Source organism: Aerococcus sanguinicola (assembly GCF_008726925.1).
Taxonomy (GTDB): domain Bacteria; phylum Bacillota; class Bacilli; order Lactobacillales; family Aerococcaceae; genus Aerococcus.
In genome coordinates this window covers 70,096-85,722 of sequence record NZ_VYWO01000001.1, presented here as the reverse complement: position 1 = coordinate 85,722, position 15,627 = coordinate 70,096, and the positions used below count along the sequence as shown (strand labels likewise).

The window sequence follows — 15,627 nt, the reverse complement described above, 5'->3', positions numbered from 1 at the left end:
AAGCTAGCTAGGATGCCTTTTCTTATTTATTTTATTGGTCCAACCATTTGGCTAAAGCCTGGTCCCGGCTACCGACCGACACCTGTTTGCCATCAGTCAAGAAAGGCCGCTTGATCAGCATGCCATCCGCTGCTAGGGCATCAATGATCTCCTCTTTAGACATTTGAGGAATTTTATCCTTGAGGCCCGACTGCCGGTAGGCTTGCCCCGAGCTATTAAAGAGTTTTTTAACCTCAGGCCAGGCCTGGTCGACAGCAACTTGGATAAGTTCTTTGCGCGGTGGGGTCTCCCGGATATCGATCCAATTGAGGCTATAGCCCCCAGCTTCCAGAGCCTTGCTGACCCTTTGACAAGTGCTACACTTCTTCAGTCCGTATAAATCTAAAGCGTTCAAGATTAGCCTCCTTTGTTAATTTGCGTGCCAGACGGATGACCAGATTCTGTTGGTGGTCTCTTTCCGTTTGGTCTTCATTGTAGCGAATCGAGGCAACCAAGCCCACACACATCATGTTGGTGATAAGGGCTGAGCCCCCCTGGGAGATGAAGGGCAAGGGGATCCCTGTCAGCGGCAGGAGCCCAATCGTCATCCCAATATTTTCGATAATGTGGAAGGAGAAGAGAGTCACAATCCCTGCTACCATAGCCACATAGAAACTATCATTGGTCTTAAAGGCGGCAGAAATCATGCAATAGATCAAGATGAAATAGAGCAGGATTAAGAGCGAACTACCAATAAAGCCAAAGTTCTCCGCAATACTGGAGAAAATCATATCCGATTCCCGGACAGGGACATAAACCTCAAAATTACCTAGTCCCTTACCGAACATCTTCCCTGACCCTACTGCTTTAATCGACTGGCTGAGCTGGTAAGATTCTGACGCCGTATTCTCAAAGGGCGCCAGCCAGGAGTCGATCCGGGAGAATTGATAGTCCTGGAAGCCTAAATTCAAAAGCAGGTCCCGGTCGTAGACCACCAGGAAGAGGAGCACAAGGAAGAGCAAAGTAATAGCCAGGAAGGTTGGCAGGATAATATGCCAAGAAATCCCCGAAACAAAGATTATCCCAATCAAGATCATCATAAAGACGAGCATGGTCCCAAAGTCATTCTGCAGGACGATTAAGAGCATGGGCGGCAAGGACCAAGCAAAAAGCTTCAGAAGGAAACGCCAGTCCACCCGTACCTGGTCGCGGACAGGCATCTCGTCATAGCCCATCCGGTTACAGTCCCGGCTATAGTCGTCCACTAGCCGGCCCATCATCATAATATAGAAGAGCTTCATCAATTCAGAGGGCTGGAAGGTCAATCCCCCAATCGAGAACCAGGACCTGGCCCCGCTAGCCTGGGCCAGACCGCGGTCATAAAAGATGAGGACCAAGAGGAGGAGGACCAGCCCAAAGAAATACGCTAAGGGGGCTAGGCGAAAGAGGGTTTTACGGTCCAACTGCATCATCAGATAAACCAAGACCAAGCCCACCAAGAACCAGGCCCCATGCATCAAGGTCGGCAGAAGGGAGGCCTCCTCATACTGGAGGTAAGTCGTCGAAAAAACCGTAATCATCGAATAAGCCATCAGGGCGAGTAAGCTTAGGAGCAGGGGAAAATCATAGCGGGTCTTCGTCAAGTTCTTAACCCGCTGGTACTTGCTTCGTTTCATATCCATCAATCATCACCAACTTCACTAAAATAATTATCTTCAAAACGTATCGGCGCATCCAGCCTCTGGAGGTCACCATAAGCAATTGTCGCCTCTTCCGCTTGGTCCCAAGTACTCGACCGTCGATTAATATAGGCAGGCTGTTCCTTTAAATAATCGGACAAGTGGTCAAAACGATAGTAGAGAATATTGATCAAGGCCCCAGAGACAATCGATATACAGAAAAGATAGATATAGATCATTAGGACCACAAAGACCCCAATCGTCGAGGAGGTCAAGGATTGACCGACAAAATAATCCACATAGTAACTGAACAAGGTGCTAATCAAATACATCATCAAAGTCGACACCGAGGCACCAACGAGTGAGTACTTGATATGCCAGCCCGGCATAGGGACCACCTGGTAGAGGTAGCTATTGAATAAGAAGAGCGCTATAAGCAGCCAGAGATCCTGGACCGAGAGAAGGCCGCCGATAATCTGAACGAACTGGTCAGGCAGGTTAATATGGGCTTCCAGCAATTGGAAGAAGGCCTCGCCGAACATGTAGACTAAGCTAAAGACTGCCACCACTAGAACCAAGGCAAAGGCCAGGAAGAAGGAAATCAGGCGGGTAAAGATCATATTATTCTTATGGTCAATGCCATAAACCCGCTTAAGGACTCGCTGTAAACTGGTGAAGCCCGTCGATCCGGACCAAATAATAGCAATGGATGACAGGGAGATAACCCCCATGTTCACATTCCCCAAATATTGCTTGAGTACCGGAATAATAAAAGGAGCCACCTGGTCCGGTAAGAAATCTGTAATCACTTGAATCACTTGCCCAGTGTCCATGGGGATAATAGGAATCACATTAGCTAATAAGATGAGCAAGGGAATGAGGGCGAGTAAGGTATAGTAGGACATTTCTGCAGCACTTCCTCCTACATAAGCATCTTGTACGCTGCGTTGAATAACTGGCAAATACTTCTGCTGGAACTTTGCAAACATCAGCTTGCCTCCCTTTTTATTAATCACATCAAAAAAGTTCTGCACCTATCGAAGAAGTGCAGAACTCCGTGTGCAAGTTATATTTTAACACACTTATGGGGTAACATCATTCCAAGTGTTGGTTAAAATATCCTGTTGCAAGAGTTGCCCCGTATTGGGTTGGTAACGGTAGATGGTCACCAGGTTGGATTGTTGCATGTTCTCAGGGGCTTGGCGGCGGACTTCGACTTGGAAGCTACCATCCTCTAAGACACTTGGCATGAAGTAGTAATCCTCATTATTATAAATATTAGCTGAAGCTTGGTGGATGAGGCTAGAGACCTTGGGTAAGAGATCCTTAGAGGAATCGGGATTAGATTCCGTATTGGACGCTAAGGCTTGGTCTGAGCTCGACTCTGAAGCCTTCGCGCTTGTTCCTTGTGAGCTCGCTTGGTCTGAGCTTTGGCCAGCGCTTTCTTCCTTGTCGTCGTCTCCTTGGTCAGCTGGATCCGCTTGGTCACTGGCTTCTTCCGATTGACTGGCGCCCCCCTTACTGGCTTGAACTGTCTGTGCAGAGGACTTCTCTTGGTCCCCAGCAAAAGTTAAGGACTGGTCACTACGTCCACAAGCAAATAAGACCAGGCTCAGACTGAAGAGGCTTAAGCTATTCACTAATTTTTTCCACATCTGATTTTACCGTCCCATCTATTATTTTCTGCCTATATTTTAGCACAAAACTTCGCTTCAAAAAGGAGCATTTTTCCTTTCTTAAGCGAAGTTTAATAGATCATGAGGGCTTACTTGCTCTCGTTCCAAACTGGAATACTGGAGCCATTGGTCATTTCATCAATGATCTTGGCCACTTCATCCGTCTGATAGTATTTGACGATGGTTTGGTAGACGTCCTTATCCTTTTCATCCTGGCGGGCCGCAATGACATTATAATAAGGCTTAGAAGAGTCTGCCACTGGTTCCAGGTAGATGCTATCTTGGGTAGGAACAAAGCCCGCATCAGAAGCCATATCGTTATTGATCAAGGCGATATCGGCATCCCCTAGAGAACGCGCGGTTTGGTTGGCTGCCATGGATTCAAATTGTAAGTTCTTGGGGTTGTCAGTAATGTCACTAATGGAAGGGAGGAGGCCCTTGTCTGGGTCCAACTTAATCAGGCCCGCTGTCTGCAGGAGTAAGAGAGCCCGACTTTCATTCGAAACATCGTTAGGGAGAGCAACCACTGCCCCATCTCTCAGTTGGTCGAGCGAGTCAATCTTTTCCGAGAAGACGCCCATGGGGTTGAGAGTCGTATAAGCGATGGTAGTATTCGTGTAGCCGCCTTCTTTATTCACTTCATCCATGAAGATTTCCGTCAAAGCGGCATGCAGGTCAATCGAGCCATCTTCTAAGGCCACAATGGGTCCCCGGTAGTCCGTAAACTTCACCAATTCAAGGTCAATGTTCTCCTTGTCCTTCAGTTCTTTTTGGATATATTCCCACTGGTCATTCTTATCCCCTACTACCCCTAACTTGACATGGGTCGCTTCCTTGCCTGAATTGCCACATGCCGTTAAGAATAGGGCAATAACCGCCATAAATAAAATCAATTTCTTTCGCATTGTCTGCCACTCCTTGTGATTTGATTCATCCTGACCATGTTAAAAGGAGCAGGATGCCTCTTACTATTATATAAAGCCTGCCCGGAAATAGCAAAGGCTTAAGTATAGGATTTATTGATAGCGGATGGACGCTTGACCCGATCAGTCCTTCCAATAGTCAGCAGAGATAGCTGTTATTATTTATTTCTATAATAAAAGACTTTAATTAATGTTAGACTGGTCCTGACAAGCCAATTGAAAGGATGATCAGCTTGACTAAAACATTAAGAGATACCGTGAAATTCCGCCACGGGGCAGAAATTAAGGGACGAATTGTCCAACCCCCTATGCTCACCAATAGTGGGCTAAGCCAGGGCTTCGTTAGTCCAGACACCCTCAACTACTACCAAGCCCGGGCAGAGTCTGCGGGTCTTGTCATTGTCGAATATTGCTATGTCATCAAGGATGGTGGCCCCTCCCATACTTGGGCAGCGAACAAAGAACAGCTAGGGATCCAGTCCGATGCCCATATCGAAGGCCTGAGCCAGATTGCCAAGGCCCTAAAGGCTAAGGGCAACAAGGCCATGGTGCAAATTAACCACTCAGGCCGGGAATCCAATTTTCCTGCCCGCCACGGAGGCCGTGCCTTAGCGCCGAGCGCCATTGATTTTTCTTTCTTAGATTACCCCGTTGAAGAAATTACTGAAGAAGAAATCTACCAAGTTATTGACGCTTTCGGTGAAGCAACACGGCGGGCCATCCAAGCCGGCTTCGATGGGGTTGAAATCCACGGGGCCAACCACTACCTCCACCAACAATTCTTCTCCAAGTGGTCCAACCAACGAAGCGATCAATGGGGTGGCTCTTACGAGAACCGGACGCGCTTTATCCGCGCAGTCAACGACAAGGTCTTTGAAGTCGTTCGAAAGGAAGCCCCGAAAGATTTCATCATCGGTTACCGGATCAGTCCCGAGGAAATCCATGGCGATAATGTAGGCTACACCTATGAAGACTCTACCCGTCTAGTCGCTGACCTCGGCCGGGACTATGACTTCGACTACATCCATATCTCCCATCTCGACTACAAGCACCGACCAGAAGGCCAAGATCTGACCTATGCCCAAATCTACCGTCAAGTCCTTCCCGAAGAGGTCAAACTCATTGTCGTGGGAGGCATCACCAATGAAGAAAAAGCAGCCGACGCCCTCAATTATGCAGACTTAGCCGCTGTTGGCCGGGGAACCCTAATTGACCCTGAATTTGGCAAGAAAATCATGGAGGGTCGAGGCCAAGACATTGTGACAGAAATTTCACCCGAACAAGTTACAGTCTCCAAACTCCCTCCAGCCCTCATCACCCTCTTCTCCGACCCTCAAATGCCCCTCCAATTAGCCGGGCGAGAATCCATCTTCTCCCTCCATGGCCAGGATAGCGACTATTACCGAGAAGGCTATTAAAAAAATCCCCATAAAAAAATGCTGACTCATTAACAAGTCAGCATTTTTTGACCTCGAGAGCGAGATTCGAACTCGCGACCTACGGTTTAGAAGACCGGTGCTCTATCCAGCTGAGCTACCCCGAGAACTCACAAATTATATTTTACCTCTTTAAGTCAGCGCCTGTCAAGTAGATTTTAGATGGCTTGCTTTCTCAATATGAAAAAGCCCAGCTTGGAAAGCCTGTTTGGCTTCCAAACTGGGATAATAGTCTTTGGCGGGAACGTGTGAGAATCGAACTCACCCAAGAAGCTTCTAACTCCTTATACTGGTTTTGAAGACCAGAGGGAACACCAGAACCCATCCGCTCCCAGGACAAAGTCTATTATAACATTTATTTCTTATTTAGGCAATAGTTTATGACTTATCCTGCTCATATTTTTTAAAACAGAGAACCGCATTATGTCCACCAAAGCCCGCACTATTGCTTAGGGCATACTGAAAATTAGCAGACCGCCCACGTTCGGGCACATAATCAAGGTCAAGTCCCTGGTCCGCATGTTGTAAGCCCAATGTTGGGGGGATAAATTGTTTAGTCAAGGCCATGAGCGTAAAAATAGCTTCAATCGCGCCAGCTGCCCCTAATAAATGCCCCGTAAAGGACTTGGTTGATGAAACTGCTAAGGCTTGGGCATGGTCTGCAAAGACCGCTTTGATGGCTTCCGTTTCACTGGCATCGTTAGCAGCCGTCGATGTCCCATGGGCATTGATATAAGCGATGGCTTCTGCCGGCAGCTGAGCTTCTTCCAAGGCTTGGCGCATGGCTTGACCGAGCCCCTGGGCATGCGGGGCCGGAGCCGTTAAATGATAGGCATCGCTGGAGGCCCCGTAACCCAGTATTTCGCCATAAATAGGTGCCCGACGAGCCTGGGCCGAAGCTAGCGATTCCAAGATTAAAAAGGCTGCCCCCTCCCCCATGACAAAGCCGTCACGGTCCCGGTCAAAAGGAATCGAGGCCCGATTGGGATCAGCCTGGTGACTGAGAGCTGTTAAATTATCAAAAAAAGCTAGGCCACTGGAATTTAGGCAAGATTCGCTCCCTCCAGCTAATGCAAGATCTAAATGACCTGTCTTGATAGCGCGAAAGGCCTCACCAATCGCAGAATTAGAAGAGGCAAAGGCTGTCGAAATCCCCAAGGCAGGTCCCCTAAAGTTTAAAGACTGGGCCAGAGATAAGGCCGTCTGTCCGGCTAGGTTGGAAAGAAAAAGCTGGCTAGGCAACTGGCCTGCAATTGCACCTTCAACTGTTCTCAAGCCACCTAGCCCATTCCCAAAATAAACCCCTGCCCGATAAGCAGAAAAATCCTTTGCCTGCATAGCACTCTGCTGGTAGCAAGACTGGGCGACTTCATGGGCTAAAGAAAGGTAAAGTTCCTCAGCTGCATAAGAATCAACATTGAGTTCACGATCTGGGATAGGGGCGCAAACACTGACGCCCAGACCTCCCTTAGCTGCTATTCCCAGCTCCTCAAAGCTTCGAATGCCATGCCTTCCTTCTTGCAGACACTGCCAATTCTCTTCTAAACTGCGACCTAGTGGGCTAATCGCCGCCATAGCTGTCACCACAACACGTTGCGTCATGCGTCACCTCTCCTCATTCATTCAACAAAAAAGGCTTGGCTCATACCCTACCAAGCCTCCAGCCTGTTATAAATCTTCTAAAGATTGTTTATCTGTATCAATACTCCACATCAAAGCAAAGGCATTCGGCCCACTATGGACGCCTACCGTTGGCCCAATAATCCCTTCTTCTAAGCGTATATCAGGGAATTTCTCTTGGACCATGGCTTTAAGTGACTGGTAGGGCTCAAAATCTTTGCGTCCTGAAATTGTAGCCCGTAAAGGGAGACCCTTGCTGGCATCCGCTTCTAAACTTTCAACAACTCGTTGGATAGCCTTCTTTAAACTACGCGTGCGAGCAGATAATTCTAGGCGGTCTTGACCGACTTTGACAATTGGTTTGATCTTAAGGAAGTTAACCAAGGCTGTCGCAGCCGAGCCCAATCGTCCGCCCTTAAGCACATAGCGGACATCATCCAGGATCACATAAAGCTTACTGTAGGGATGAAGTTTGTTTAGGTTATTTACGATCTCTTCGATCGACCGTCCTTGGTCACGCTCTTTCACTGCTTCTTCAATATAATAACTTTGGGCTTGAAGACCAATTTGCGAATTAAAGGGATAGACTTCGAGATCTTCCTCCTGGTCAGCCGCCATCTTCAAGGTCTCAAAGGTGCCCGAAGCGCGAGGCGTCACCATAATAGCCAAAACTTGGTCGTAGCCCTTAGCTTGGATCTCATCGAAGGCTTCCATAAAAGCACCTGGGCTCGGTTGGGATGACTTCGGAAATTCACCAGTCGCTTCGACCTTAGCATAGAATGTTTCATCATCAATATCTACCATGTCACGGTAGGTCCCATCAGAAAACGTTACGGACAGTGGAACCACAAAAATATCATGTTCTTCTTTAAAAGCCGGATCAAGATAGGCTAAACTATCGCAGAGAATTGCGATCTTTGACATGCCTTTTCTCCCCTTTCTCATAGGAAACTGTCATTCTTTATAATTTTAACATACTGTTTTTATAAAAACAATTTTTTATTCACTAAAAAATAAATACCAAAATTGCTTAGGCAAACTTTTCGTGTAAAATAAGGATAGGGAGGTGCTTACCATGCATACGATTTTATTTATCGGTGATAGTCAAGTTGCTGCTGGCCGTAACCAAGCTAAACGTTCAGATGATCTAGGCCAGGGCTTTGTTGCCCAGCTTGAAGAGATATGGCGAGAAGAGGGTCTTCCCTATACAGCAATTAATAAAGCCTATAAGGGAGCTCAGTTTAAAGATATTTGGTCCGATCTCCGCCCCAATTTAGACCAGTTAGATGCTATCGATGGCCTCGTGATTGGTGCTGGCATTAACGATATCTATTTTCACCGGCAATTAACTACGGACGAATGGCAGAACTACTTAGGGAACTGGCCTCAAGACTTCAACAGGCTCTTAGACCAAGTCCAAAGTCATTTTGCACCCAAGTTTATCCTTTTTTTAGATGTGACTGCGGGCTTTGAAGACCCCCTGCTCCAAGAACGTCTCCTCGATTTCCAGATTATGTTTAGACAGTGCCTAGGCAAGCAAGCTCACTTTCTAAGCTTTGCCCAGGTCTTTGAAAGTCAGCCTAGCAAATACTTTAGAGAGGACCATATCCACTTCAGCCCCTCTGGCCACCATTACTTAAGCCAAAAAATCAAGGAAAAGCTGGAACAAATACGGGTCTAAAAAAAGAGGTCGGCCAAGGCCAGACCTCCTCATTGCTGTATTATTCTTCCATGAAGTCCTTCAATTGTTTAGAGCGGGAAGGATGACGTAGCTTGCGCAAGGCTTTCGCTTCAATCTGACGGATCCGTTCCCGGGTCACGCCGAATTGCTTACCGACTTGTTCCAATGTCTTGGATTGACCGTCTTCCAGACCAAAGCGTAAACGTAGAACATTCTCTTCCCGGTCTGTTAGGGTGTCCAAGACCTCATTGAGCTGTTCCTTGAGCATTTCTTGGGAAGTGAAATCTTCTGGACTCATGGCTTCATTGTCTTCAATGAAGTCCCCCAAGTGGGAGTCATCTTCTTCCCCAATAGGCGTCTCTAGAGAAACTGTTTCTTGGGAAATCTTCATGATATTGCGGACTTTTTCTGTTGGCAGGTCCATTTCTGCCCCAATTTCCTCCGGTGTGGGTTCACGGCCCAAGTCTTGGAGGAGTTGGCGCTGGATACGAACCAACTTGTTAATGGTCTCTACCATATGAACAGGAATCCGGATCGTCCGGGCCTGGTCAGCGATCGAACGGGTGATGGCTTGACGGATCCACCAAGTAGCATAAGTTGAGAACTTAAAGCCCTTGGTGTAGTCAAACTTTTCAACTGCTTTCATGAGGCCCATATTCCCTTCCTGAATGAGGTCAAGGAAGGACATCCCCCGGCCGACATAACGCTTGGCGATCGAGACTACCAGACGAAGGTTGGCTTCAGCTAGTTCCTGCTTGGCAATCGGATCACCTTCTTCAATGCGCTTAGCCAAAGCGACTTCTTCATCAGCTGTCAGAAGGGACACCCGACCGATTTCCTTTAAGTACATCCGGACAGGGTCATTCATTTTGACATTAGCAGGAATACTCGTTTCGTCTTCTTCCTTGTCTTTGGCTTTTTTATCCTGTTTATTCTTTGTATCTGACTTCTTGCTGGTCTTTTTATCCTTATCGACAATTTCATCGATGGTATCGTCATCAATTTCTTCTTTTTTGATATCATCCGATTTCTCAGCTGTCCGTTGCAATTGGCGGTTGGTTGGGCCCCCATCATTGTCAACCACAGCGACACCCGCCTCTTCGAACTGCTCAATCAAGTCATCAATTTCTTTGTCATTGAGGCCATAAGGTTGGGCAATGCTATCACTTAATTCGTCATAGCGAATCGACCCAAAAATACGTTTTTCATTGATTAATGCTTTGCTTGCCTGCTTCAAACTTGGTTTTTTATCGTCTGTTTTAGCCAAATAAATCTCCCCCATTTGTTATCTTTTCATCTGTCTCAATATTTGAATCCGTTTGAGGTTTAAGTCGCCGATTCGCGCTTGGTCGTTAGTCAGCTTCGCCTGTTCCATCTCGTCCTTGAGTGCGGCTAACTGACCCTTTAAGTCTGTCTTAGTTCTTATATTATAGACCAGGTCCTCTAGCTCTGCTTCACTCACTTCTTCAGGCATATCCAAGCAATAAATTTCCACCAACAAGGCTTGGTCAGCTTGGTCGAGTAAGCGGTTATAAAAAGCCTGGGGTGAATAATTGGCCCCCTGGTCCTGGCGGAAGGCTTCGAGCAAGGTAAAGAGGGTCTGCATCTTGACCGACTGAAATTGGAAGTCTGGATACTTAACTTTAAGCATAAGCCAAGCATCATCCTGCTTCAATAAACGATTAAATAAGTGCATTTCATTAATTTCTAAGGGACTATAGGCCTCTTGGGCAGGCTGGCTCGACGGTCCCAGCCAGGAGCTGGCCACTGCTTCTTCTGCCTGCCTCTCCCCCGTTTGACTTGGCCGCGAAACCGTCTGCTGGACCTGTAGGAGCTGGTCTTTGAGGCTGTCAAGGGCGAGCTGGGTCTCTTCGCTAAGTTCTTTGAGGTAGAGCTCCTGCTCCACTGCTGAATCTAAACGAGCAATCCGCTCGATAATTGCCTCAATGTATTGAAGTTTGCCTGAATCGGTCCCTAAGTCATAGTGCAAGCGGTAGTAATACCGGTAAAAATGCATCACAGACAAGCGCTGGTTGACAATGAAGTGACCAAACTGCTCGCTCCCATAGCGTTCAATATATTCATCCGGGTCCATCTGGTCAGGAAAGACACAAACTTGGATCTTTAGGTCAGGCGCTTGCTCACTAAAGTGGTCAAGCGCCCGATAAGCCGCTTCGATCCCAGGTTTATCCCCATCATAGGCCAAGAGAACTTCCTTAGTCTGGCGTCGGACCATCTGGATGTGCGCCGATGTCAAGCTCGTTCCCATCGAAGCCAGGCCATTCTTGATCCCCGCTTCACTGGCCTTAATCACATCCATAAAGCCTTCAAAAAGAATCACTTCCTTGACCCGCCGAATCTCTGGTCGGGCGAGGTCGAGGTTAAATAGAAAATGACTCTTCTGGAAGATCGCTGTTTCCGGGCTATTTAAATACTTGGCCTGGTCACTCTGAGTCCCAGATTCCTGGGGCAAGATGCGGCCAGAGAAAGCCACCGTCTCCCCTTCCGGACTGCGCAAGGGAAAGATCAAGCGACCAGAGAAGCGATCGCGCAGCTGGTGGTCATAGTCACTCCGGATAAAAATGCCAGAAGCCAGGAGCGCTTCATCTGTGAAGCCCTTAGTCAGCAGATGCTGGTAGGATAATTGGCCATCCTCTGGAGCTATCCCTATTTGATAGCGGTTGATAGTCTCTTGACTAAAACCCCGGCCTTTTAAATAGGCCATGGCTCCTTGCCCATACTGGGTCACTGTCAAGAGATAATGGTAGAAGTCCTTTGCCGCCTCATGAATAGCAATCAAGTTCTCTTCTTCTGGGGACCGCCTCGTCTGCTGCTTGGCTGTAAGGTCAAAGTCAAAGTTGACACTGGCATGCCCTTTCATCGCAACGCTTGCGACAGCTTCAGGGAAGGAAAGCCCTTCAATATCCATAATAAAAGAGAAGACATTGCCACCCCGGCCGCAAGAAAAGCACTTAAAAAATTGCTGGTCAGCCTCAACAGAAAAAGATGGCGTCCGCTCATCATGGAAGGGACACTTGCCAAAGTAGTTTTTCCCCCGCTTCTGCAAGTCCACATATTCTCCCACAATGTCTAGGATATCGACTTGCTCTCTAACCGACTGAACCACTTCATTAGGTATTGCTTTTGCCACTGGTTCACCCTCTTAATGCCATAGGATTGTGCATTCTATAGTATACTTCAAGTTCTATCCAATTGCAAGAAAAGGCTTAGTCGTCATATGCCCCAGCAATCACGTCTTCAATAATCTCCCAGGCCTCATCCTTTGCCTCCGCTGTCTTCGAAGAGAAGGGTAGAATTTGATCTTCTGTCACCAGGTCTAAGTCCTGCTTAATTTGAGCCAGGTGTTTGTTCCATTGAGACCGTTTCACCTTGTCTGATTTCGTAGCAATGACAAAATATGGAATCTCATAAGTTTCGAAGAAATCCTTCATTTGGATATCTTCCTTGCTGGGCGCATGACGGAAGTCCACCAAGAGAAGGGCCATCACTAAGTTAGGCCGTGTCATAAAGTATTGGTCCAGCATGTCCCGCCACTTCTTCTTTTCGCTCTTGCTGACCCGGGCGTAGCCGTAGCCTGGTACATCGACAAAATAGAGGCTATCCTCGACGGCATAATAATTTAATTGTTGGGTTTTGCCTGGTTTGCTTGAAGTCCGTGCAATGTTTTTGCGCCTTACCATGGTATTGATGAAGGAACTCTTGCCCACATTGGACCGACCAGCCAAAGCGATTTCGGGCCGGTCCGCTTCCGGGTATTGGTCGGGCCGCACCGCACTGATTAAGAATTCTACTTGATGAACTTGCATTGTCCTAGCCTCCTATTGAATAAAAACGAAAGGGGCTGGGAGTCCTTCCCAACCTCTTACGTCCTTATCCCTACTTAGTCTTTCACACGCTTTCCCTCAGCATCCAAAATCTCAGGCTGGGCCTCATGGTTGATCACGTCTTCAGTGACGATTACCTTAGCTGCCTGGTCATGGCTAGGGATATCATACATAATATCAATCATGCTCTCTTCGATAATGGCTCGCAAGCCCCGGGCGCCTGTTTTACGTTCGATAGCCTTCTTGGCAATCGCCTGGAGGGCTTCGTCCGTGAATTCAAGGTCCACATCATCTAAGGCAAGCAATTGTTTATATTGCTTAATCAAGGCATTCTTAGGTTCGGAAAGAATCCGCACCAAGTCTTCCTCAGTCAATTTATCCAGAACCGTGATAATCGGTAAACGGCCAATAAATTCTGGAATTAAACCATAGGACTGGAGGTCTTGCGGAATAATATGATTAAGAATTTGTTTCTTCTCCTCTGGGCTCTCTTGGCCTGCCGTTTGGCCAAAGCCAATCACCCGTTCGCCCAGACGCTCTTTAACAATATTTTCAATGCCATCAAAGGCCCCGCCCACGATGAATAGGATGTTCGTGGTATCCAATTCAATAAATTCTTGTTGGGGGTGCTTACGACCGCCTTGTGGGGGAACATTAGCAGTTGTTCCTTCCAAAATTTTGAGCAAGGCTTGTTGGACCCCTTCCCCGCTCACATCCCGGGTAATGGAAACATTCTCAGATTTGCGGGCAATCTTATCAATTTCATCCACATAGATGATGCCATACTGGGCACGTTCAGGGTCATTGTCAGCGGCTTGGAGGAGTTTGAGCAAGATATTTTCCACATCTTCTCCCACATAGCCTGCTTCTGTCAGTGAGGTCGCATCAGCAATAGCAAAGGGGACCTTCAATAAGCGGGCTAGGGTTTGGGCCAGGTAAGTCTTCCCGGAACCCGTTGGCCCAATGAGGCAGATATTAGACTTCTGCAGCTCTACCCCTTCCATTTCTTTATCCTTATCTGTTTGAAGGTTACTATTGACCCGCTTGTAGTGGTTATAAACGGCAACGGATAAGGCTTTCTTAGCATCTTCTTGACCGATAACATATTGGTCCAAGACTTCATGAATTTCAGCTGGTTTCGGTGGGTCTACCATAACCAGTTCATCCGAAATTTCCATTTGGGCTTCGTCATCAATTATTTCTTGGCACAGGCTGACACATTCATTACAGATGTAGACGTCTGGTCCAGCAATAATCTTGTTGACTTGGTCTTGGGACTTGCCACAAAAGGAACAATGGACTTGAGCAGTATCATCATTAAACATTTATTGCCTCTCTCCCTTCTTACACATCAACTAATTTTGTCAAAAAAAGAGGTTGAAGTCAACTTATCCAACTCCAACCTCTCTCTTTCTCAATTAAAGCTTATTCTTCAACTGCAGAATCCGTAATCAAGCTCATAGCTTTCTTAAGGGCAATATCACGTTTCAGCATATCTGAAGTCACAACTTGACGTACTTGTTCTTCAGGCATGTTATATGTTTCTGCTAAGGACTTGATTTCTTCTTCAACGTCTTCGTCGCTTGCTTCGATATTTTCATCTGCAACGATTTGTTCAAGAATCAAGTTTGTTTTCACACGTAGTTCAGCATCTTCAGCGAATTGTTGACGGAGGTCTTCTTCTGAAGTGCCAGTTAATTGATAATACAAGTCAGGGCTGATGCCTTGGCGTTGCATTTCATTTAAGTAGTGTTCTAATTGGTGGTTCACTTCTTCGTCAACCATAGCTTGTGGTAGGTCTTCGATTTCTGCATTGTCAACGGCTTGACGGATAGCTTCTTCATCACGCGCATCGTCTGCTTGGCGAACTTTAGCTTCTTCAATTTCTTTCTTGTAGACTTCCTTCAATTCATCTAAGCTGTCAACTTCTTCGTTAACGTCCTTAGCGAATTCATCATCAAGTTCAGGAACTTCTTTAGTCTTCACTTCATGAACTTTAACTTGGAAGGTCGCTTCTTGACCAGCTAAGTCTTCTGCATGATATTCTTCAGGGAAGGTAACTTTAACTTCTTTCTCGTCGCCTTCTTTAGCCCCTACTAATTGGTCTTCGAAGCCTGGGATGAAGCTATTTGAACCGAGTTCTAAGGAGTAGTTTTCATCCTTACCACCCTCAAAGGCTTCCCCATCTTTGAAACCTTCAAAGTCGATAACAACGGTATCGCCTTCTTCAGCAGGACCTTCCTTAAGGGTTAATTCAGCCAAGTTGTTTTGAGCAGCTTCTAGGCGTTGATTGACTTCCTCTTCGCTAACTTCACGGTCTTGCTTAGCGACTTTAAGGCCTTTGTAGTCCCCTAATTTAACAGCTGGTTTCGTAGCTACTTCAGCTTTCAATTCCCAGTCTTGGCCTTTTTCAATTTTTTCAATGTCGAATTTAGGTTGGCCAACAATGTCCAAACCTGATTCTTCAACGGCTTGGGCATAGGCTTGAGGGAGAACCAAGTTAATGGCATCTTCGTACAAAGCAGCTTCCCCAAACATCTTAACAAAGACTTGGTAGTTTACTTTCCCTTTACGGAAGCCAGGTACGCTCACATCTTTCTTCACACGTTTGTAAGCTTGCTTCATTGCCTTTTGGGCATCTTCTTGGGCTACGGTAAAGTGTAGAACGCCTTCATTAGTACTTGTCTGTTCAAAATTTACTGTCATGTATTAATTCCCCTAACTCTTCAAAATTTCATTTTTTGATTAATCGATAGATAGCTTCAAAGTAAGCAAATTGCCCTAACAG

14 protein-coding genes and 2 tRNA genes are annotated in these 15,627 nt (G+C 46.7%); 2 read left to right on the top strand and 14 right to left on the bottom strand.

Going from position 1 to position 15,627, the window contains the following annotated elements; all coding sequences use genetic code 11:
• Nucleotides 1–31 precede the first annotated feature (31 nt).
• The 5 genes from F6I03_RS00520 to F6I03_RS00500 form a co-directional block, all read right to left on the bottom strand.
• On the bottom strand, nt 32–394 hold the full coding sequence (locus tag F6I03_RS00520) for an ArsC/Spx/MgsR family protein (RefSeq protein ID WP_070430965.1): 363 nt from the start codon (nt 392–394) through the stop codon (nt 32–34).
• Complete coding sequence (locus F6I03_RS00515; protein ID WP_318174203.1) at nt 357–1,661, bottom strand: FtsW/RodA/SpoVE family cell cycle protein; 1,305 nt, start codon at nt 1,659–1,661, stop codon at nt 357–359. The genes F6I03_RS00520 and F6I03_RS00515 overlap by 38 nt, the downstream gene beginning before the upstream one ends.
• Nucleotides 1,661–2,647 carry a YihY/virulence factor BrkB family protein gene (locus tag F6I03_RS00510; protein ID WP_070430966.1) on the bottom strand — a complete coding sequence of 329 codons (987 nt, stop codon included), beginning with the start codon at nt 2,645–2,647 and terminating at the stop codon, nt 1,661–1,663. The genes F6I03_RS00515 and F6I03_RS00510 overlap by 1 nt, the downstream gene beginning before the upstream one ends.
• 93 nt (nt 2,648–2,740) lie before the next feature.
• Entirely contained in the window at nt 2,741–3,313 is a 573-nt protein-coding gene (locus F6I03_RS00505) for a hypothetical protein (RefSeq protein ID WP_141737855.1), read from the bottom strand.
• Nucleotides 3,314–3,423: 110 nt separating this feature from the next.
• A complete protein-coding gene (locus F6I03_RS00500) occupies nt 3,424–4,239 on the bottom strand; it encodes a MetQ/NlpA family ABC transporter substrate-binding protein (RefSeq protein ID WP_070430968.1) in 816 nt (271 codons plus the stop codon).
• Between the two features lie 251 nt (nt 4,240–4,490).
• Between F6I03_RS00500 and F6I03_RS00495 the strand changes: the two genes are divergently transcribed.
• Complete coding sequence (locus F6I03_RS00495) at nt 4,491–5,675, top strand: NADH-dependent oxidoreductase (protein ID WP_083290564.1); 1,185 nt, start codon at nt 4,491–4,493, stop codon at nt 5,673–5,675.
• Between the two features lie 51 nt (nt 5,676–5,726).
• On the opposite strand, the gene F6I03_RS00490 is transcribed toward F6I03_RS00495, so the two are convergent.
• The 4 genes from F6I03_RS00490 to F6I03_RS00475 all read right to left on the bottom strand — a co-directional run bounded on the left by F6I03_RS00490 (nt 5,727) and on the right by F6I03_RS00475 (nt 8,237).
• A tRNA-Arg gene (locus tag F6I03_RS00490) sits at nt 5,727–5,800 on the bottom strand.
• A gap of 129 nt (nt 5,801–5,929) precedes the next feature.
• Nucleotides 5,930–6,026: transfer RNA gene (locus tag F6I03_RS00485), tRNA-Sec, on the bottom strand.
• A gap of 45 nt (nt 6,027–6,071) precedes the next feature.
• A complete protein-coding gene (locus F6I03_RS00480) occupies nt 6,072–7,295 on the bottom strand; it encodes a beta-ketoacyl-[acyl-carrier-protein] synthase family protein (protein WP_070430970.1) in 1,224 nt (407 codons plus the stop codon).
• A 66-nt stretch (nt 7,296–7,361) separates the two neighbouring features.
• Complete coding sequence (locus F6I03_RS00475; RefSeq protein ID WP_070430971.1) at nt 7,362–8,237, bottom strand: DegV family protein; 876 nt, start codon at nt 8,235–8,237, stop codon at nt 7,362–7,364.
• Between the two features lie 151 nt (nt 8,238–8,388).
• On the opposite strand from F6I03_RS00475, the gene F6I03_RS00470 reads away from it, so the two are divergent.
• Nucleotides 8,389–8,994, top strand: coding sequence for an SGNH/GDSL hydrolase family protein (locus F6I03_RS00470; RefSeq protein ID WP_070430972.1), 606 nt, complete (start codon nt 8,389–8,391; stop codon nt 8,992–8,994).
• A gap of 40 nt (nt 8,995–9,034) precedes the next feature.
• Here the strand turns inward: F6I03_RS00470 and rpoD are convergent, their stop codons facing one another.
• The 5 genes from rpoD to tig form a co-directional block, all read right to left on the bottom strand.
• Entirely contained in the window at nt 9,035–10,261 is a 1,227-nt protein-coding gene (rpoD, locus tag F6I03_RS00465) for an RNA polymerase sigma factor RpoD (RefSeq protein ID WP_224788478.1), read from the bottom strand.
• An 18-nt stretch (nt 10,262–10,279) separates the two neighbouring features.
• Nucleotides 10,280–12,145 (bottom strand): DNA primase, encoded by a 1,866-nt coding sequence (dnaG, locus tag F6I03_RS00460; protein ID WP_150983031.1) that lies wholly within the window; start codon nt 12,143–12,145, stop codon nt 10,280–10,282.
• 76 nt (nt 12,146–12,221) lie between these two features.
• A complete protein-coding gene (gene yihA / locus F6I03_RS00455) occupies nt 12,222–12,821 on the bottom strand; it encodes a ribosome biogenesis GTP-binding protein YihA/YsxC (RefSeq protein WP_070430975.1) in 600 nt (199 codons plus the stop codon).
• Nucleotides 12,822–12,895: 74 nt separating this feature from the next.
• Nucleotides 12,896–14,164, bottom strand: coding sequence for an ATP-dependent Clp protease ATP-binding subunit ClpX (clpX, locus tag F6I03_RS00450; RefSeq protein ID WP_070430976.1), 1,269 nt, complete (start codon nt 14,162–14,164; stop codon nt 12,896–12,898).
• 100 nt (nt 14,165–14,264) lie between these two features.
• Nucleotides 14,265–15,545 (bottom strand): trigger factor, encoded by a 1,281-nt coding sequence (gene tig / locus F6I03_RS00445; RefSeq protein WP_070430977.1) that lies wholly within the window; start codon nt 15,543–15,545, stop codon nt 14,265–14,267.
• Nucleotides 15,546–15,627 lie beyond the last annotated feature (82 nt).